The sequence below is a fragment of the Pseudomonas sp. TE3552 genome, from assembly GCF_056278945.1.
In genome coordinates this window covers 69,283-86,833 of the sequence record NZ_JBWBQJ010000001.1, presented here as the reverse complement: position 1 = coordinate 86,833, position 17,551 = coordinate 69,283, and the positions used below count along the sequence as shown (strand labels likewise).

Here is a 17,551-nt window from a genome sequence, read left to right as displayed (position 1 = left end):
TATCAATTGACGCTAGCTCTGGTGCAAAATCGCTTTCTTGTAGCGGCTACATACAGGAAAGGCCGCAGCGTATTCAGGAATTTCGCATGCCTCGTCCCACTGGTAACACCGATAGCTTGTCCTCGTCGCTGACCGGCATAAAATCCGTCGACAGCCTTATTTCTGGCGCCCAATGGGAAAGCACCAAGTGGTGGATGCCGGGGAGCGTGACTGATCTGACCTATAGCTTTATTTCGCTGACGACCTCTTTTTTCGCGACCAGCTACAGCGCTGACAATGAGTACACCTCGGCGTATGCCCTGACAAGCGCGCAGCAAAACGCGGTGATCAGTGCGCTGGGCAGCTGGAGCGCGGTTGCCAATATCACGTTCACCCTCACCAGCGACACCATCACTAATGTCGGCGACTTGCGTTTTGGTGGTTACACGCTGATGGACAGCGAGACGGCTGCCTGGGCCTACACTCCCGGCAGTACACCGAAAGCGGGAGATGTCTGGATTGGTCCAGGGACGAACGAGGTCACGCCAGTCAAGGGTTCTTACGATTACCTGACCTTCGTGCATGAAATAGGCCATGCCATCGGCCTCAAGCACCCGTTCTCACCTAACGCATCGAATAACACGGTACTTGACGCATCGCTGGACGATGTCCGCTTCACGGTCATGAGCTACAACGACTCATACTCGTATCTGCCCACCACGCCGATGCTGCTCGACATCCTCGCGATCCAGAGCCTGTACGGGGCCAACACGCTATGGCAGGCCGGCAACAACACCTACAGCTGGGCGAATGACCAGTCAGTATTCGAGACCATCTGGGACGCCGGCGGTATCGACACGATCGACGCCAGCAACCAGTTGAATGCCGTGCGCATTGACCTAAACGAGGGTGCATTCAGCCAGATCGGCAAAGCGTTCCTCGACCTCACGACCCTGTCTGCGTTCAACGAAGGCCTGGCGATTGCTTATGGCGCAAAAATCGAAAACGCCGTGGGCTCCTCCAACAACGACAGCCTGATTGGCAACGGCCTGAATAATATCCTCAATGGCCTGGCGGGCGCCGACACCATGAATGGCGGCGTTGGCAACGACACTTATTTTGTCGACAACGTCGGTGATGTGGTCATTGAAGGCAGCACCTCGCCGACGGAAATCGATACCGCTCTGAGTTGGATCAGTTACACCCTGGGCAGTAATGTCGAGACCCTGACGTTACTGGGCAGCGGCAACCTCAACGGTACCGGCAATGCCCTTAACAACGTCATTACCGGTAATTGGGGTCAAAACATTCTGGACGGTGGTGCCGGTGCCGACACCTTGATCGGAGGAGGTGGCAACGACACCTATGTGGTCGACAATACCGGTGACGTCATTATTGAAAACAGTACGGTGGTCGGCGAAATCGATACCGTGAATGCTTCGGTCAACTACAACCTGAGCGCCAACGTGGAAAATGTCGTGCTGACCGGCACGGCCAACATCAATGCCAACGGCAATACCTTGAACAATGTGTTGACCGGCAACAGCGGCAACAACGTGCTCAACGGTAGCACTGGCCTGGATACCATGATCGGTGGCGCGGGTGACGATACCTACTACCTCGATCAGGCTGGCGAGCAGTCACTGGTGCAGGAAAACACCGGCGAAGGCAGCGACACCCTGCGCATCTACTACGCCTCGAGCGGGATAACCAACACCATCAATCTGGGCCTGAGCAATCTGGCCAACGTCGAAAACGTCTGGCTGATGGGTACCGGCGGTTACACGGTGCAGGGCAACAGTCTCGACAACTCCCTGCTCGGCAGTGCCTCGGCGGACAATCTGCAAGGCGGTGCCGGCAATGACCGTTTGAACGGGGCGGCCGGGGCAGACACCCTGATGGGCGGGATCGGCGACGATACCTACGTGGTCGACAATGCGGGCGACGTCATCGTCGAAGGTAGCAACGAAGGTCATGACCAGGTCATCACTTCGATCAGCTACACCTTGCAGGCCAACCTCGAGGACGCCCAGTTGTTGGGCGCCGGCGATCTGTATCTGATCGGCAACGCGCTGGACAACAGCCTGATCGGCAACGGCGGCAACAACATCATCAACGGTCAGGGCGGTGCTGACACCATGAGCGGTGGTGCCGGCAACGACACCTACTTCGTCGATAACGTCGGCGACACCATCATCGAGCTGGGCACTTCGCTGACCGAAATCGACAGCGTACTGTCCACGCTGGCTGATTACACCCTGAGCGCCAACCTGGAAAACCTGACGCTGCGTTTCAACGACAACCTCAACGGCACCGGCAACGCGCGGAACAACATCATCACCGGGAATACCGGCGACAACACCCTGGACGGCAGTCTCGGTGCCGACACCCTGATCGGCGGCCTCGGCAACGACACTTATGTGGTCGACAATGCCGGTGATGTGATCACCGAGACCAGCACCCTGCCCTCCGAGATCGACACCGTTCGTTCCTCGATCAACTACAACCTGGGCGCCAACGTGGAAAATGTCGTGCTGACCGGCACGGCCAACATCAATGCCAACGGCAATACCTTGAACAATGTGTTGACCGGCAACAGCGGTAACAACGTGCTCAACGGTAGCACTGGCCTGGATACCATGATCGGTGGCGCGGGTGACGATACCTACTACCTCGATCAGGCTGGCGAGCAGTCACTGGTGCAGGAAAACACCGGCGAAGGCAGCGACACCCTGCGCATCTACTACGCCTCGAGCGGGATAACCAACACCATCAATCTGGGCCTGAGCAATCTGGCCAACGTCGAAAACGTCTGGCTGATGGGTACCGGCGGTTACACGGTGCAGGGCAACAGTCTCGACAACTCCCTGCTCGGCAGTGCCTCGGCGGACAATCTGCAAGGCGGTGCCGGCAATGACCGTTTGAACGGGGCGGCCGGGGCAGACACCCTGATGGGCGGGATCGGCGACGATACCTACGTGGTCGACAATGCGGGCGACGTCATCGTCGAAGGTAGCAACGAAGGTCATGACCAGGTCATCACTTCGATCAGCTACACCTTGCAGGCCAACCTCGAGGACGCCCAGTTGTTGGGCGCCGGCGATCTGTATCTGATCGGCAACGCGCTGGACAACAGCCTGATCGGCAACGGCGGCAACAACATCATCAACGGTCAGGGCGGTGCTGACACCATGAGCGGTGGTGCCGGCAACGACACCTACTTCGTCGATAACGTCGGCGACACCATCATCGAGCTGGGCACTTCGCTGACCGAAATCGACAGCGTACTGTCCACGCTGGCTGATTACACCCTGAGCGCCAACCTGGAAAACCTGACGCTGCGTTTCAACGACAACCTCAACGGCACCGGCAACGCGCGGAACAACATCATCACCGGGAATGCCGGCAACAACGTCCTGGACGGCGGCCTTGGTGCCGACACCCTGATCGGCGGCCTCGGCAACGACACTTATGTGGTCGACAATGCCGGTGACGTGATCACCGAGACCAGCACCCTGTCCTCCGAGATCGACACCGTTCGTTCCTCGATCAACTACAACCTGGGCGCCAACGTGGAAAATGTCGTGCTGACCGGCACGGCCAACATCAATGCCAACGGCAATACCTTGAACAACGTGTTGACCGGCAACAGCGGCAACAACGTGCTCAACGGTAGCACTGGCCTGGATACCATGATCGGTGGCGCGGGTGACGACACCTACTACCTCGATCAGGCTGGCGAGCAGTCACTGGTGCAGGAAAACACCGGCGAAGGCAGCGACACCCTGCGCATCTACTACGCCTCGAGCGGGATAACCAACACCATCAATCTGGGCCTGAGCAATCTGGCCAACGTCGAAAACGTCTGGCTGATGGGTACCGGCGGTTACACGGTGCAGGGCAACAGTCTCGACAACTCCCTGCTCGGCAGTGCCTCGGCGGACAATCTGCAAGGCGGTGCCGGCAATGACCGTTTGAACGGGGCGGCCGGGGCAGACACCCTGATGGGCGGGATCGGCGACGATACCTACGTGGTCGACAATGCGGGCGACGTCATCGTCGAAGGTAGCAACGAAGGTCATGACCAGGTCATCACTTCGATCAGCTACACCTTGCAGGCCAACCTCGAGGACGCCCAGTTGTTGGGCGCCGGCGATCTGTATCTGATCGGCAACGCGCTGGACAACAGCCTGATCGGCAACGTCGGCAACAACATCATCAACGGTCAGGGCGGTGCTGACACCATGAGCGGTGGTGCCGGCAACGACACCTACTTCGTCGATAACGTCGGCGACACCATCATCGAGCTGGGCACTTCGCTGACCGAAATCGACAGCGTACTGTCCACGCTGGCTGATTACACCCTGAGCGCCAACCTGGAAAACCTGACGCTGCGTTTCAACGACAACCTCAACGGCACCGGCAACGCGCGGAACAACATCATCACCGGGAATGCCGGCAACAACGTCCTGGACGGCGGCCTTGGTGCCGACACCCTGATCGGCGGCCTCGGCAACGACACTTATGTGGTCGACAATGCCGGTGACGTGATCACCGAGACCAGCACCCTGCCCTCCGAGATCGACACCGTTCGTTCCTCGGTCAACTACAGTCTGGGCGTTAACCTGGAAAACCTGGTCCTCACCGGCAGCACCAACCTCGTCGGTTTCGGCAACGGTTTGAACAACTCCCTGTTCGGTAACGCCGGCAACAACATACTCAACGGCGGTGCGGGCAACGACACGCTGATCGGTGGCCTCGGGGCCGACGCGCTCACGGGCGGTATCGGCGCGGACAGGTTTGTCTTCACCGACTTGAGTGAAGTGGGCAAAGGCGCATTGCGCGACGTCATCAATGATTTCAGCAGCCTGCAGGGCGACAAGATCGACCTGTCCCTGTTTGATGCCGATCTCGCCAACAGCGGAGTCAACGCGTTCAGCTTTATCGGCTCGAATGAGTTCACCGGAGCAGGGCAGTTGCGCTTCGTCGATCAGGTACTTTCGGGCAACGTCAGCGGCAACGCCGGTGCCGACTTCGAAATCCACCTGGTGGGCATCAATACCTTCGGCGCTCAGGACCTGGTGGCCTGACAATATCGATATATGAGCTCAGCCCGGTTTGTGAAAGCAAACCGGGCTGCAACACATTGAACGGCCCGACGGGTTCGGGACGTTTTTTTGTCCGTGGTGAAAGGACCGCAGACACGGCCTTACCCCAACACCCCCAACTCCTTCGCCCTTGCCACCGCCTGGGTCCTGCGTTCTACCCCCAACTTACTGTTGATATGACTGGCATGGGTTTTCACCGTGTGCAGCGAAATAAACAACTGATCACTGATTTCCTGATTGGAACACCCTTGAGCAATCAATCGCAGAACGGCCAGTTCACGCGTACTGAGTTGTTCCGCAGCAGGGGACGACTCCACCATCGGACGGGAAATCATGGCCGGAAGTTTTTCCGAGAGGCTCTGCGAAACGGCCGTCGGCGCGCAGAGCTGGAGTTGCCCACGCAGCCAGTCCGGGTGCTCGGCCAGCAATCGCTCGAACGGTTGCAGGACGCCTCCGGCGGCCGCTTCCAAAGCCTGGGCCAGAGCCTTGCGCGCCTCGGTTTCGCGCCCGCCGGCCAATAACAGCATGACCTTCTGACTCAGCGCCATCACGCTGAGCATCTGCCGACCGCTGCGCTGACCGTGTTCATGCAGCGCGTTCAAGCGTCCTTCGGCGAGCATGGGCTGGCCCTTCATCACATCCAGCACTGCCTGTTGCAGCTCTATGTGCAGCGGCAGTTGCGGATGGAATTCCGGAGGGGCCGCCGGGTGTTCGCCGTTATAGGTCTGACCCAATCGCGCGAGCCAGGCTTCGGCCAGGTCGGTGCGCCCCTGGACCAGCCACAGCTCACATTTGACCAGGGTAATCATCGCCAGATAGTAGATCGGCGGAACGTCCCAGATGTGCATCAGGCGCTCGGCCTCGGCGAGTTCGGCGAAGGCTTTCGCGAATTCGCCGCTGTTGCCATCCAGCCGAGCGATCATACAGTGGCCAATCAGTACGCTGATGTCGCGACAGGCCCGGGCCTCACCCAACCCCGCTTGCAAATGCGCCCGAGCGGCCTGGGGTTGCAAGCGTAGCGCCAGCAAAAAACCCTCGTATAAAGTCAGACGCGCGCGCACCGCATACAACCGTTGCGAGGATAACCCTTGCAGGCGGTGCAGGCCCTGGCGGACTTCGTCCAGTGAGCGAAGAATCTCCCCGCGCGCTTGCAGTACGCGGGCGCGGTCGTAATGGGCCAGCGCCTCGAACAACGGGTTACCGACCCGTTGTGCCAGCTCAAGGGACTCACGATTCAGCCCCCGGGCACGCCAGAGGTCGCTGTCGGCGATGGCCAGATTGGACAATGTCGAGAGGCACATCAGGCGCTGGCCATATCGCTTGGCCGGCAGGCTTTCCAGCGCTTCGGTGCAATAGCGCAGCGTCAGCTCGCGATTACCTCGCCCCCGGGCAATGATCCCGCTCAGTGCCAGCCATTGCGCCAGCATGGACTTTTGCGCGGTGGCCGACGGGGCTGGCAGGAAGCGGCTCAAATGACTGGCCAGCTCTTCGGCGGCGTCCAGCTGACAGGCCAGCCCCAATGCCCAGCTGTAGAGCACGATCAGCCGTGGCGTGCTGATCAGCAGGCTGTCGGGCAAGTCCATTTTCCAGCGCAACAGCATGCCGACGTTCTGCTCGGCCAACAGCTGCTCTTCCGAGAGGTTTTGCACCAGATTAGCTGCAACATCCAGATGCCCGGCGCGCAATGCCTGCTCCACCGCCTCATCGAGTAGCCCCTGGGCGTTGAACCAGCGGCAGGCGCGCAGGTGCAAACTGGCCGTCGGCACCATCGCCTGAGTGGTGGGCCGGCTACGCAGCAGATCGGAAAACAGATGATGATAGCGATACCAGTGACCGTGTTCGTCCAGCGGTACCAGAAACACCTGATGCGCCAGCAGGAAACGCAGGATTTCTGCACTGTCATGGGCTTCGCGCACGGCGTCGCACAACTCGCTGCAAAAGCGCTCCTGAGGCGCGGTGTCGTACAGGAACGACTGCACTTCGGCGGGCAGGCTATCGATGACTTCTTCGAGCAAGTAATCGCGAATCAGCCCTTCCCCACCGTACAGCGATTGGGGCAATGCCCCTTCGCTGCCCGCCTCGGAGGCCGCCAGCAGCCAGAAGCGCAGCCCTGCCACCCAACCTTCGCTGCGCTGAATCAAACTCTCCAGCGCCTCACCACGCAATGAAATGCTGTGTCGTTCAAGCAGGGTCAGGGCTTCATCATGGGTCAGCCGAAGATCCTGCTCATGCAATTCAAGCAGCTGGCGCGACAGTCGCAGACGTGCCAGATGCCAGTCCGGACGCTGCCGGCTGGTAACCATGACCAGCAGGCCATCGGGTAAATGATTAAGGAAAAATTGCAGGCAGCGATCAAGCACCGGGCCCTGGGCCAGATGATAGTCATCAAGCACCAGCAGCAGCGGCGTATTCGGTGAAAGGTGCACAGCCAGTTCATCGAGCAATCCATCCAGCCATTCTTCGAAGGCGAACGGCTGATGACGCTGGCGCATTTTCAGCAGCCCCAGCGCCTGGCTGCCCAGTTGCGGAAAATAGTCCTGAAGACCTTCGAGCAACCGTTCAAGAAAACGGCCGGGATCGCTGTCCCGTGGACTTAACCCCAGCCACAGGCTTTGCCAATGCTCAGGCAATCCCTGACAAAACTCCACCGCCAATGAGCTCTTGCCAAACCCCGCCGGCGCGCTGACCAGTAACAGCCTGCCACCGAGCCCGGTGCTCAGGCGCTCGCACAGACGCGGTCGCAGCACATGGCCGTCGGGCAATGGAGGCCGGAAAAAGCGCCCGTCCAGTGCTGCGACGACAACGCTTGCAGGGCCCGGAAGTGGGGACAGATCAGTCATGGCCGGCTCTTGTTTGAAAGGCTGATGTCGGCATTGCAGATGTCCGCAGCCTAGCGGTAAACGAAGAGCTATTGAAGGTTATTGCTACAAATGGCTACAAAAAGACTACAAGCAGAAGTGTCAGTAAACCGCACAGCCACACCGGCCCCCTGCTGCAACGATCTCTATGGGTAAAAAAACGCCCCGAACCAGTCGGGGCGTTTTTTCGAGGATGCGGCCTCGGGGTTACAACGTTTTAGCGAACGCCTTCCTGACGCAACGCGGCCGGGGTGAAGTCGGCGGTGCCGGCGGTGAAACCGAAGTTATACGCCGACTTCTCTTCGTTCTTCATGCCCAGGGCCAGGTAGCGGCCCGATTGCAGGTCGTACAGGGTTTCGAGGGCGTACCACGGCACTTGCTTGTCGTAGTAGTTCTCGGAGTGAGCCTCGGCGACACGCCACAGCTGCCCGCGACCGTCGTAGTGGTCGACCACAGCCGCCTGCCAGGTGTCTTCGTCGATGTAGAAGTCACGCTTGGCGTAGATGTGACGCTGACCTTCCTTCAGGGTCGCGACCACATGCCAGACCCGACGCAGTTCATAGCGAGCCAGGTCCTGGTTGATGTGACCGGCCTTGATGATGTCGGCGTACTTCAGTTGTGGCGAATCGAGCTTGTAGCTGTCGGAGGCGATGTACATCTCTTTCTTGCCTTCAAGCTTCCAGTCGTAGCGATCCGGCGCACCGTTGTACATGTCCAGGTTGTCGGAGGTACGCAGGCCATCGGCAGCGGTACCCGGCCCGTCATAAGACACTTGCGGCGCACGACGCACACGGCGTTGCCCGGCGTTGTAGACCCACGCCGAACGCGGTTCTTTAACCTGGTCGAGGGTTTCGTGTACCAGCAGCACACCGCCGGCCAGACGCGCCGGCGCGGTCACTTTCTGCTTGAAGTAGAACAGGATGTTGCCCGGATTTTTCGGGTCGTAATCCTTCATCTTGTCGCGGAACACGAACTGGTCCTCGAAGTACACCAGGCTGAACGAGCCGTTCGGCTGCGGTGTGGCCTGGGTTATCAGACGGGTCACACTGCCGCCGCGATAACGGGTGATGTGGTTCCAAATGACTTCAACGCCACTTTTCGGAATCGGGAACGGGATCGCGGTTTCGAAGTTTTCCAGACCGTTGCCGCCGGACACCAGGTTAGTGTTGGTGGCGTTCTTCTTGATCGAGGCAAACACCTCATCCGGCACGGTGGCACCGCGATGGGACGGGTAGACCGGCATCTTGAAGGTTTCCGGGTAGCGCTTGAACATTGCGTACTGGCCCGGCGCGAGCTTGTCCTTGTACTGGTCGACGTTCTGCGCAGTGATGGTGAACAGCGGTTTTTCACTCGCGAACGGATCAGACAGAAAACCCTTGCTGTCCACGCTACCGGCGTTTTTCGGCATGGGTTTCCAGGCCGGGATCGAACCGTCGGCGTTGCCCGCCATCTCGGCGCCCATCGGGGTCAGGCTCTTGCCCAGCTTATCCGCTTCGGCCGCCGGGACCGCCGCCATGACACTGGTCGCCAGCAGCGAAAGCCCCAGAACGCCAACGTGGAATAGACTTTTTGTTATTTTCATAAATGTGTTCGTCCTGAAAATGCAGTGCTTAGAAGTTCACGCCGAAGCTGAGCGCAACGAAGTCGCGGTCATCTACGGTGGTGTACTTGCCGTCGAAGAAGTTGGTGTACGCCAGGCTCGCGGTGTAGGTGTTCTGGTATTCGGCATCGAGACCCAGGCTCACCGCTTTACGGCCTTCCTCGAAGTTGCCGCCAGGGCCAGGCGAGTAACCGCTCACGTCGTGGGACCAGGCTACGTTCGGCTTGAGGTTCACACCGGCGAAAACGTCGTTGTAATCCCAGATGGCACGGGCGCGATAACCCCACGAAGTGGCCGTCGTGAAGCCGTCGTCGTTGCAATTGCGGCTGCGGTTGTTGGTGGCAGCACCTGCGCCGGCACCGTTGATGGTGCTGGTATTGAGGATCGCCGAGCAGGTGTCGAGGCCGCCTGTGGAGGGCAGTTCACCAGGCCCATAGACCGGGTCACGGCCGTAACGCACGTCGGAGGTACTTTCCAGGCCGCCGACATGGGTCACGCCTACTTCACCCACCAGGGTCAGACGACTGGCGCCCATGACCTGATCGAAGAAGTGCGTCAGGGTGGTCTGGAACTGGGTGACTTCCTTGCGGCGATAGCCGTGCAGGTCCTGACCCGGCACGCCGTCGAGCAGCGAAGCGTTGGTCAGGGCGCCGCCCAACGGACGCACGCCGGCGAACAGGATGTCGGTGGAGTTGAGTTGTACCGGCGCGTTCGGACGGTAGCTGATCTCACCGCTCCACGCCGTACCGGTAGGCAGGGTGGTGGAGAAGCTCAGGCCGTAGAGGCGGATGTCTTCCGGGTATTCGACGAAGTATTGGGAATTACCTGCGACCACCAATGGCCCCAGCGCACGGAACGCCGCCGGCAATGCCGCCACTCCGTTATAGATCGATTGCGGAGCACCCGTGGCGCTGAAGATCGGCGCACGGCTGTGGTAATTCATGAAATACGCACCAAACTCGGTATCGAGCGGATCGAACATGTATTTCAAGGACGCGCCCCACTGACCGCTGTCCCGCGCATCACGGTCGGGACCACGACGCACCAGTACACCTTCTTCGTTGACATCGACGCCTGCCGCGGCCAATGGGCCCAGCGCTACGGCCGGGATGGTCGAGCGCTTGTTCAACACGCGCAGGTTGTTGTCGCAACCGTCGGCAATGATGTCGGGCTGGGAGAAAAAGGTGCCGCAGTTATCGACGACCGTCTGGTCCCATTCCAGCTGATAGAAGGCTTCGGCCGACAGATTGTCGGTGAGGCTCTGGGACACATAGAACATGTTGACCGGGATCAGGCCTTCCTTGACCTCGGCACCGGGACGACGGAACGCGGACACGTCGATCGGGTTGATCGAGTTGATGCCGCCGCCGATGAAGGTACTTTCACCCCAGCTCACTACCTGCTTGCCCAGACGTACGGAGCCCGGCTGATCGGCAATGGCGTAGTTGTGGTAGACGAAGGCGTCGAGGATCTGGCCGCCGGAGGACTTGGCGCCTTCCTTGCGGTTGCTGTCGCTGATGTCCTTGAACTCGCGGCTTTCATCCTTGAGTTCGAAGTCGTACCAGTATTTGCCCCGGACGAAGACACCGGTGTCGCCGTATTTCAATTCAAGGTCATGGATGCCCTTGAAGATCTTCGAGAAGGTTTCGCCGCTCTTGAAGTTGGCGTGACCGTCATCGGACGTCTGGGACAGGCCGTGGCCCCCGTTATTGACGCCGATGAGGTTTTTGTTGGGACTCTGAGTAGACCAACTGGCTCCGATCGACAGGGATGAGTCGAATTGGCCTTCGATTTCACCGACGTTGAAACTGACGCCGAATGCAGGCCCGGCGAGCGAAGAAGCAAGACTGACCGCCAGGGGCAGTTTCGCCCGGCGCCAGAACTGGTTTACTGATGTCATCGACGCTACTCCATGTGCATTATTGTTATGGCTTAGTACTTTTAAAAACGCTGTGGGTGACCGGAAGCCAGGCGGTCCGAAGTCACTCCAAAGTTGCATCGCCCCGTTTATTGCGTGAGCTCCGTTCTTAAAAATCCTTGAGCGGACTATAGCCAGCAGGTAGTAGTGCTTGATCCCTCTAAAGTGTGATTTGCAGCTGCCGGCCACTCTGGAACAGTCCTTTCGCCAGTCCGACACATGTCGGCACGGCAAGGATGGCTGAAAATTTGAATTTCACAAGCCAAGCGCTTGCTTGGTGGGGCTGGCGTGCCCTTTCGGGCACGCCAGATGACGCTTAAAGCGTCGAGAGGAAGGTACTGTTGTTGGCCTGCCATTCGGTGATGTCGACACGGATGCGCTTCTTGTCGAGCTTGCCGACGCTGGTCTTGGGAATTTCAGTAACAAGGGCGATCTGGCTCGGAATGGCCCACTTGCTCAGGTGCCCCTGTTCAACGAAGGGCTTGAGGTGCTCCTTGAGTTCTTTGGCCCCGACCTGATGCCCTTCGCGGACCACCAGCAGCGCAAACGGTCGTTCGCCCCACTGCGGATCGGCGATGCCCACCACTGCTACTTCGCGTACCGCAGGGTGGCGGCTGATCAGGTCTTCGAGGTCCAGGGAGGAGATCCACTCGCCACCCGTCTTGATGACGTCCTTGATCCGGTCACGGATGTCGATCACGCCCATGCTGTCCAGCGTCGCCACGTCGCCGGTGTGCAGCCAGCCCCCGGCCCAGAGCTCGGCGCCCTTCTGCGGCTCGTTGAAATAGCCCTCGGTGAGCCACGGTGCACGCAGCACCAGTTCGCCCTGGGTCTCGCCATCGGCGGGCAGGAAGTTGCCGTCGGTGTCGACGATCGCCGCCTCGACCAGCGGCCCCGGCACACCGGCCTTGATCCGGTAAGTGGTGCGTTCGTCTTCGGTGCCGGCCATGAGCTCATCATTGAGGTGAGCGCACGAAACCAATGGCCCGGTTTCCGACATGCCGTAAGCGGCGGTCAATTGAATGCCCTTGGCCTTGGCGGCGTCGTACAGCGCATGGTTAAGGGCACTGCCGCCGATGACGATTTTCCAGCCACCGAAGTCGACGTTTTGTGCCGCCTTGGCATTGAGGACCATTTGCAGGATGGTCGGCACGCAGTGGGAAAAGCTCACCTTCTCCTTGCGCCACAGCTCCACCAGATACTCGGGGTCGTAACGGCCAGGATAGACCTGCTTGAGCCCGAGCATGGTCGCTACATACGGCAAGCCCCAGGCATGCACGTGGAACATCGGCGTGATCGGCATGTACACATCGTTGGTACCCAGCAGGCGCACGCTGTCGATGGCGCCCATGATGGTCGACACGCCCATGGTGTGCAGCACCAGTTGCCGGTGGGTGAAATACACGCCTTTGGGGTTACCGGTGGTGCCGGTGGTGTAGAACGTGGTGGCGACCGAGTTTTCGTCGAAGTCTTCGAAGTCGTACTGCGGGCTCGCGGCGGCCAGCAGTTGCTCGTACTCGCCGATAAGGTTCGGCAAGTCGGCAGTCTTTTCCGGCAAGTCGGTCAGCAGCAGGGTTTTCTCCACCGTGGTCAGGTGCCCGGCAATTGCCTTGTACAACCCGACGAAATCGCTATTGACCAGCACGAAGCGGTCCTCGGCGTGGTTCATGGTGTAGAGAATCTGTTCCGGGGACAGGCGCACGTTGATGGTGTGAATCACTGCGCCGATCATTGGAATCGCGAACATGCATTCCAGGTAGCGATGGCTGTCCCAGTCCATCACCGCCACGGTATCCCCGGCCTTTACGCCGGCGGCCGTCAGCACATTGGCCAGGCGCGCGACCCGCTCGATCAGGGTCGGATAGCTGTAGCGCAACTGATCGCGGTAGATGATCTCGCGAGTTTTTTCATAACGAGCGCCTGACATCAGCAGCCGTTTAATCAACAGCGGATACCGGTAAGCGCCCTCGGCTGGGGGGATAACGCGAGTCTGCAACATAAGAGTCCCTTTTCTGACTGCACGGTCTTGGCTTTTAAAGCTAAGCACTCTAGAGCCCTTGAGCGCCAGCCAAATCAGCCAAAGGGATGATTTGCACAGCTGTACAAATGCTAGCTTTGCGCCAGCATTTGCAGGAATTCGTTAGCCGTTACGCCGTTTTTTCTACGGCAGCCTCGGATGGTGTCCGGGGGAAAACCACTGCAGCCACGAAGGTCAACGCCGCAAAACTTGCCAATATCAGGTAAAGGCCTACAAAACCTTGGCGCGGTTCGACGAACGAAATCAGCGGAATCGCGGTAGCACTGGCACCGAACGATAAACAGTAACGCAGCGCAAAGACTCGGGATTGCCATTGCGGCGCGACAAAGTTGGCGACCATCGCATCATTCACCGTGACCTGGCCAAACACCACGAACATGAACGCTGCGCCCAGCGCTATCACAGCCCATCCGTCGACATAGGCCAACCCGAACAACAGCGGCGCCTGGCACAGCGTCAACACGATGAACGGCCATTTCAGACTGAAACGATGCAAGACCCGGCCGATGCTCAACTGCGCCACGGCGCCGAAGGCATACGCCAGGCTGACCACGACGCCAAGGATTTGCGGTGAAGCGAACAAATCGTGCAGGCGTTCCTGAAACAGTTTCGGGTAGGTCATGGTCGTGGCGTTGAACACCACACCGCCGGTCGCGGTGGCCAAGGCCAGCACGCCGAACACCATGACCATGGAAATCCGCTGGCCAGCCGCACCTTTGAGCGGTGTGTGAGGACGCTTCGGGATGGGTTCTTCACGCACCTGAAGCGCGAAACCAATGCCCAGCACAATCGCCACCACACCCGGCAAAATGAACGCCGAGCGCCAGCCGAGCTGCGTCACCAGCAACCCGGTGATCAGCGCCGAAAACGCCACGCCGAGGTTGCCCCACATGCCGTTGATACCGATTTCCCTGCCCCGGTTCTGCGCGTAAGCCACCAGCATCGCGGTGCCCACCGGGTGATAGATTGCGGCGAAAACCCCGATCAGCGTCAGGCCGAGTACCAGCATCGGTGCGCTATTGCTCACGCCGGTAAAGATCGCCGAGGCGCCAATACCGAAAAAAAACACCAGCATCATTTTCCGTCGGCTCCAGTGATCCCCCAGCCAACCGGCCGGCAATGAACAGGCGCCAAAGGCAATGAAACCGCCGAGGGACAGGCCGATCAGCGCGGCGTAGTCCAGCGCGAAGGCCTGGGTCATGCCGAGAATGGCGGCGGGGAAAATCAGCATGAACATATGATCGATCACATGGGCTGCGTTGATGTAGCGGAGGACATTTCTGGACTGGTTCATCGCGGCACGCTTTACGTTGTAGTGAGCGGCTTATGCTAAGTTGGCGAAAAAGCGTATTCCTGACAATAAAGTCATTGGATCTGACATGTTAATCAGCCATTTCCTGCACGGGCCGGTCAGCGCCTATCCGCGAGATTACGTGGACGGTGCTCACCAGGAATTGCATCAACACCGCGAAGCGCAGTTGCTGTACGCCGTTCGCGGCACCATGCGAGTGGTCACGGCGCAAGGGGCCTGGGTCATTCCGCCGACCCGAGCCGTGTGGATTCCGCCATGGGTGGCACATGAGATTTTCATGTCGGGCGAGGTACACATGCGTTCGCTGTTCATTGCCGCCGAACTGTCGCCGCCAACGCTGCAGCAGTGCTGCGTGCTGGCCGTCACGCCGTTGCTGCGCGAGCTGATCCTGCGCGCGGTGCAAGGTCCGCAACACGCGGAAAATTCATTGATTCAGAGGTTGATGCTGGAAGAGATCGCCAGCCTGGAAAACCTTCCGCTACACATTCCAATGCCCGAGGACCGACGCCTGCTGGGCATCTGCCTGGTGCTGCTGCGCGCACCGGACCATTCCAATACCCTGGAAGACTGGGCACAGCAAGTCGGCGCCAGCTCTCGAACCTTGGCGCGGTTGTTCCAGCAACAACTGAAGATGAATTTCAATGCCTGGCGCCAGCAACTGCGCCTGATGGAAGCCCTGCCGCGCCTGCTCGCCGGAGAAAGCGTGCAGAGCGTGGCGTGTGATCTGGGCTATGGCAGCGCTCGGGCGTTTAGCGCGATGTTTCGCCGCTTACTCGGGGAAAACCCTCGGGAATACCTGAACGCGTTGAACAAATTGAGCGAGCTCAATCCCCCGTAGGCGTTCAGCGCGATCAATGCATCTCGGTAAATGCGAGTTTCACGCCGATGGCGATCAGCACCGCGCCCATGGTCCGGTCGAACCAGTGGCCCATGCGGGCGAAACCGGCGCGCACGCGTTGCTGGCTGAACAGCATCGCCACCAGGCAGAACCAGATCGCCGTCGCCGCTGCCAGATAAATCCCGTAACCGGCCTGTACCGCCAGTGGCGTGTGCGGGTTGATCACCACGGTGAACAGCGACAGGAAAAACAGCGTGGCTTTCGGGTTCAGGCCATTGGTCACGAATCCTGAAGTGAAGGCGCCTCGTGCGGTGCGTTCGCCAGCCTCCTGATGCAGGTTATCAGCCACCGGTTTGGCCGGTTGCGCGCGCAAGGCCTTGAAGCCGATGTACAGCAGATACGCGGCGGCGGCCCATTTCAAGGCGTTGAACAGCACGATCGACTGAGACACGATCAGCCCGATACCCAACAGCGAATAGCCGACGTGCAGGAAAATCGCCGAGCCTACACCCAGCGCCGTCCAGGTCCCGGCGCGGCGACCGTGGGTCACGCTCTCACGCACCACCACGGCGAAGTCCGGGCCGGGGCTGGCGACGGCCAGCAGGTGAATCAGGGCAACGGTCAAGAACTCTGTCCAGTACATGGGGCGCTCCTTTGGGGCAAGTCGATCAATTCAACAATTGTGAAACGAATTCAATCTCTGTGGCGAGGGAGCTTGCTCCCGCTCGGCTGCGTAGCAGTCGTGAAACTGGATGACGCGGTATGCCTGACAAAACACGATCGCCTGAGTTGGGGCCGCTTCGCGACCCAGCGGGAGCAAGCTCCCTCGCCACAGGTTTTGTGCCAGACAACACAGTTTGTTTCATCTGGTAGGCTCGGCAGATTACGCCTTCAGTTAATTGCACAAAAGGTACAGTTGATGACGAACTCTCGCCGCGCCGTTTTCCTCGACCACCCGTCCCTGGACCTCGGCGATCTCGACCTCAGTCCGTTGCGCGACTGCTTCAGCGAATTGGAGTTGTTCGCGCAGACCACGCCTGATCAGGTTATCGAACGCCTCAAAGGCGCCAGCGTCGCCATCAGCAACAAGATTGTGATCGACGCAGCGGCCATGGCGGCCAGCCCCGAGCTGAAGCTGATCCTGATCACCGCTACCGGCACCAACAACGTCGACCTCGCCGCCGCCCGCCCTCACGGGATCACCGTCTGCAATTGCCAGGGTTACGGCACACCGTCGGTGGCCCAGCACACGATCATGTTGTTGCTGAATCTGGCGACACGCCTGGCCGATTATCAAAGAGCCGTCGCCGACGGTCACTGGCAGCAGGCGAAACAGTTCTGCCTGCTCGATTACCCAATCGTTGAACTGGAAGGCAAAACCCTCGGTTTGCTCGGGCACGGTGAGCTGGGCAGTGCCGTGGCACGGTTGGCCGAAGCGTTCGGCATGCGCGTGCTGCTGGGACAGATTCCGGGACGCCCTGCCCGGCCGGATCGCTTGCCGCTGGATGAGCTGCTGCCGCAAATCGACGCACTGACCTTGCACTGCCCGCTCAACGAACATACCCGTCACTTCATCGGCGCCCGCGAACTGGCGTCGATGAAACCCGGTGCTTTCGTGGTCAACACCGCACGCGGTGGCCTGATTGACGAGCAAGCTTTGGCCAACGCCCTGCGCAACGGTCACCTGGGCGGTGCGGCCACCGACGTGTTGAGCGTCGAGCCACCCACCGCTGGCAATCCGCTGTTGGCCCAGGACATTCCACGGCTGATCGTCACCCCGCACAACGCCTGGGGCAGTCGCGAGGCGCGGCAGCGGATCGTTGGCCAATTGACCGAAAACGCCCAAGGCTACTTCAGCGGTCAAGCGCTGCGGGTCGTCAGTTGATAAACTGCGGCACTT

At 59.7% G+C, this 17,551-nt stretch carries 9 protein-coding genes; 3 read left to right on the top strand and 6 right to left on the bottom strand.

Annotated elements, in window-relative coordinates:
• Positions 1–86: 86 nt before the first annotated feature.
• Positions 87–5,069 (top strand): M10 family metallopeptidase C-terminal domain-containing protein, encoded by a 4,983-nt coding sequence (locus ACZ9BB_RS00395; RefSeq protein ID WP_476212066.1) that lies wholly within the window; start codon positions 87–89, stop codon positions 5,067–5,069.
• A 119-nt stretch (positions 5,070–5,188) separates the two neighbouring features.
• Here ACZ9BB_RS00395 and ACZ9BB_RS00390 read toward each other — a convergent pair whose 3' ends face one another.
• The 5 genes from ACZ9BB_RS00390 to ACZ9BB_RS00370 all read right to left on the bottom strand — a co-directional run bounded on the left by ACZ9BB_RS00390 (position 5,189) and on the right by ACZ9BB_RS00370 (position 14,795).
• On the bottom strand, positions 5,189–7,927 hold the full coding sequence (locus ACZ9BB_RS00390) for a winged helix-turn-helix domain-containing protein (RefSeq protein WP_476212065.1): 2,739 nt from the start codon (positions 7,925–7,927) through the stop codon (positions 5,189–5,191).
• A 235-nt stretch (positions 7,928–8,162) separates the two neighbouring features.
• Positions 8,163–9,527, bottom strand: a complete 1,365-nt coding sequence (locus ACZ9BB_RS00385) for a DUF1329 domain-containing protein (protein WP_476212064.1) — start codon at positions 9,525–9,527, stop codon at positions 8,163–8,165.
• A gap of 28 nt (positions 9,528–9,555) precedes the next feature.
• Positions 9,556–11,445: a DUF1302 domain-containing protein gene (locus ACZ9BB_RS00380; protein WP_476212063.1), complete on the bottom strand. Its 1,890-nt coding sequence runs from the start codon at positions 11,443–11,445 to the stop codon at positions 9,556–9,558.
• Between the two features lie 334 nt (positions 11,446–11,779).
• On the bottom strand, positions 11,780–13,462 hold the full coding sequence (locus tag ACZ9BB_RS00375) for a fatty acid--CoA ligase (RefSeq protein WP_476212062.1): 1,683 nt from the start codon (positions 13,460–13,462) through the stop codon (positions 11,780–11,782).
• Between the two features lie 148 nt (positions 13,463–13,610).
• A complete protein-coding gene (locus ACZ9BB_RS00370) occupies positions 13,611–14,795 on the bottom strand; it encodes an MFS transporter (RefSeq protein WP_476212061.1) in 1,185 nt (394 codons plus the stop codon).
• A gap of 85 nt (positions 14,796–14,880) precedes the next feature.
• Here ACZ9BB_RS00370 and ACZ9BB_RS00365 point away from each other — a divergent pair, with 85 nt between their 5' ends.
• Complete coding sequence (locus ACZ9BB_RS00365) at positions 14,881–15,651, top strand: AraC family transcriptional regulator (RefSeq protein ID WP_123359198.1); 771 nt, start codon at positions 14,881–14,883, stop codon at positions 15,649–15,651.
• A gap of 13 nt (positions 15,652–15,664) precedes the next feature.
• On the opposite strand, the gene ACZ9BB_RS00360 is transcribed toward ACZ9BB_RS00365, so the two are convergent.
• Positions 15,665–16,294, bottom strand: coding sequence for a LysE family translocator (locus tag ACZ9BB_RS00360; protein ID WP_476212060.1), 630 nt, complete (start codon positions 16,292–16,294; stop codon positions 15,665–15,667).
• A 276-nt stretch (positions 16,295–16,570) separates the two neighbouring features.
• On the opposite strand from ACZ9BB_RS00360, the gene ACZ9BB_RS00355 reads away from it, so the two are divergent.
• Positions 16,571–17,536, top strand: coding sequence for a 2-hydroxyacid dehydrogenase (locus tag ACZ9BB_RS00355; RefSeq protein WP_476212059.1), 966 nt, complete (start codon positions 16,571–16,573; stop codon positions 17,534–17,536).
• The last annotated feature ends 15 nt before the right edge of the window (positions 17,537–17,551 follow it).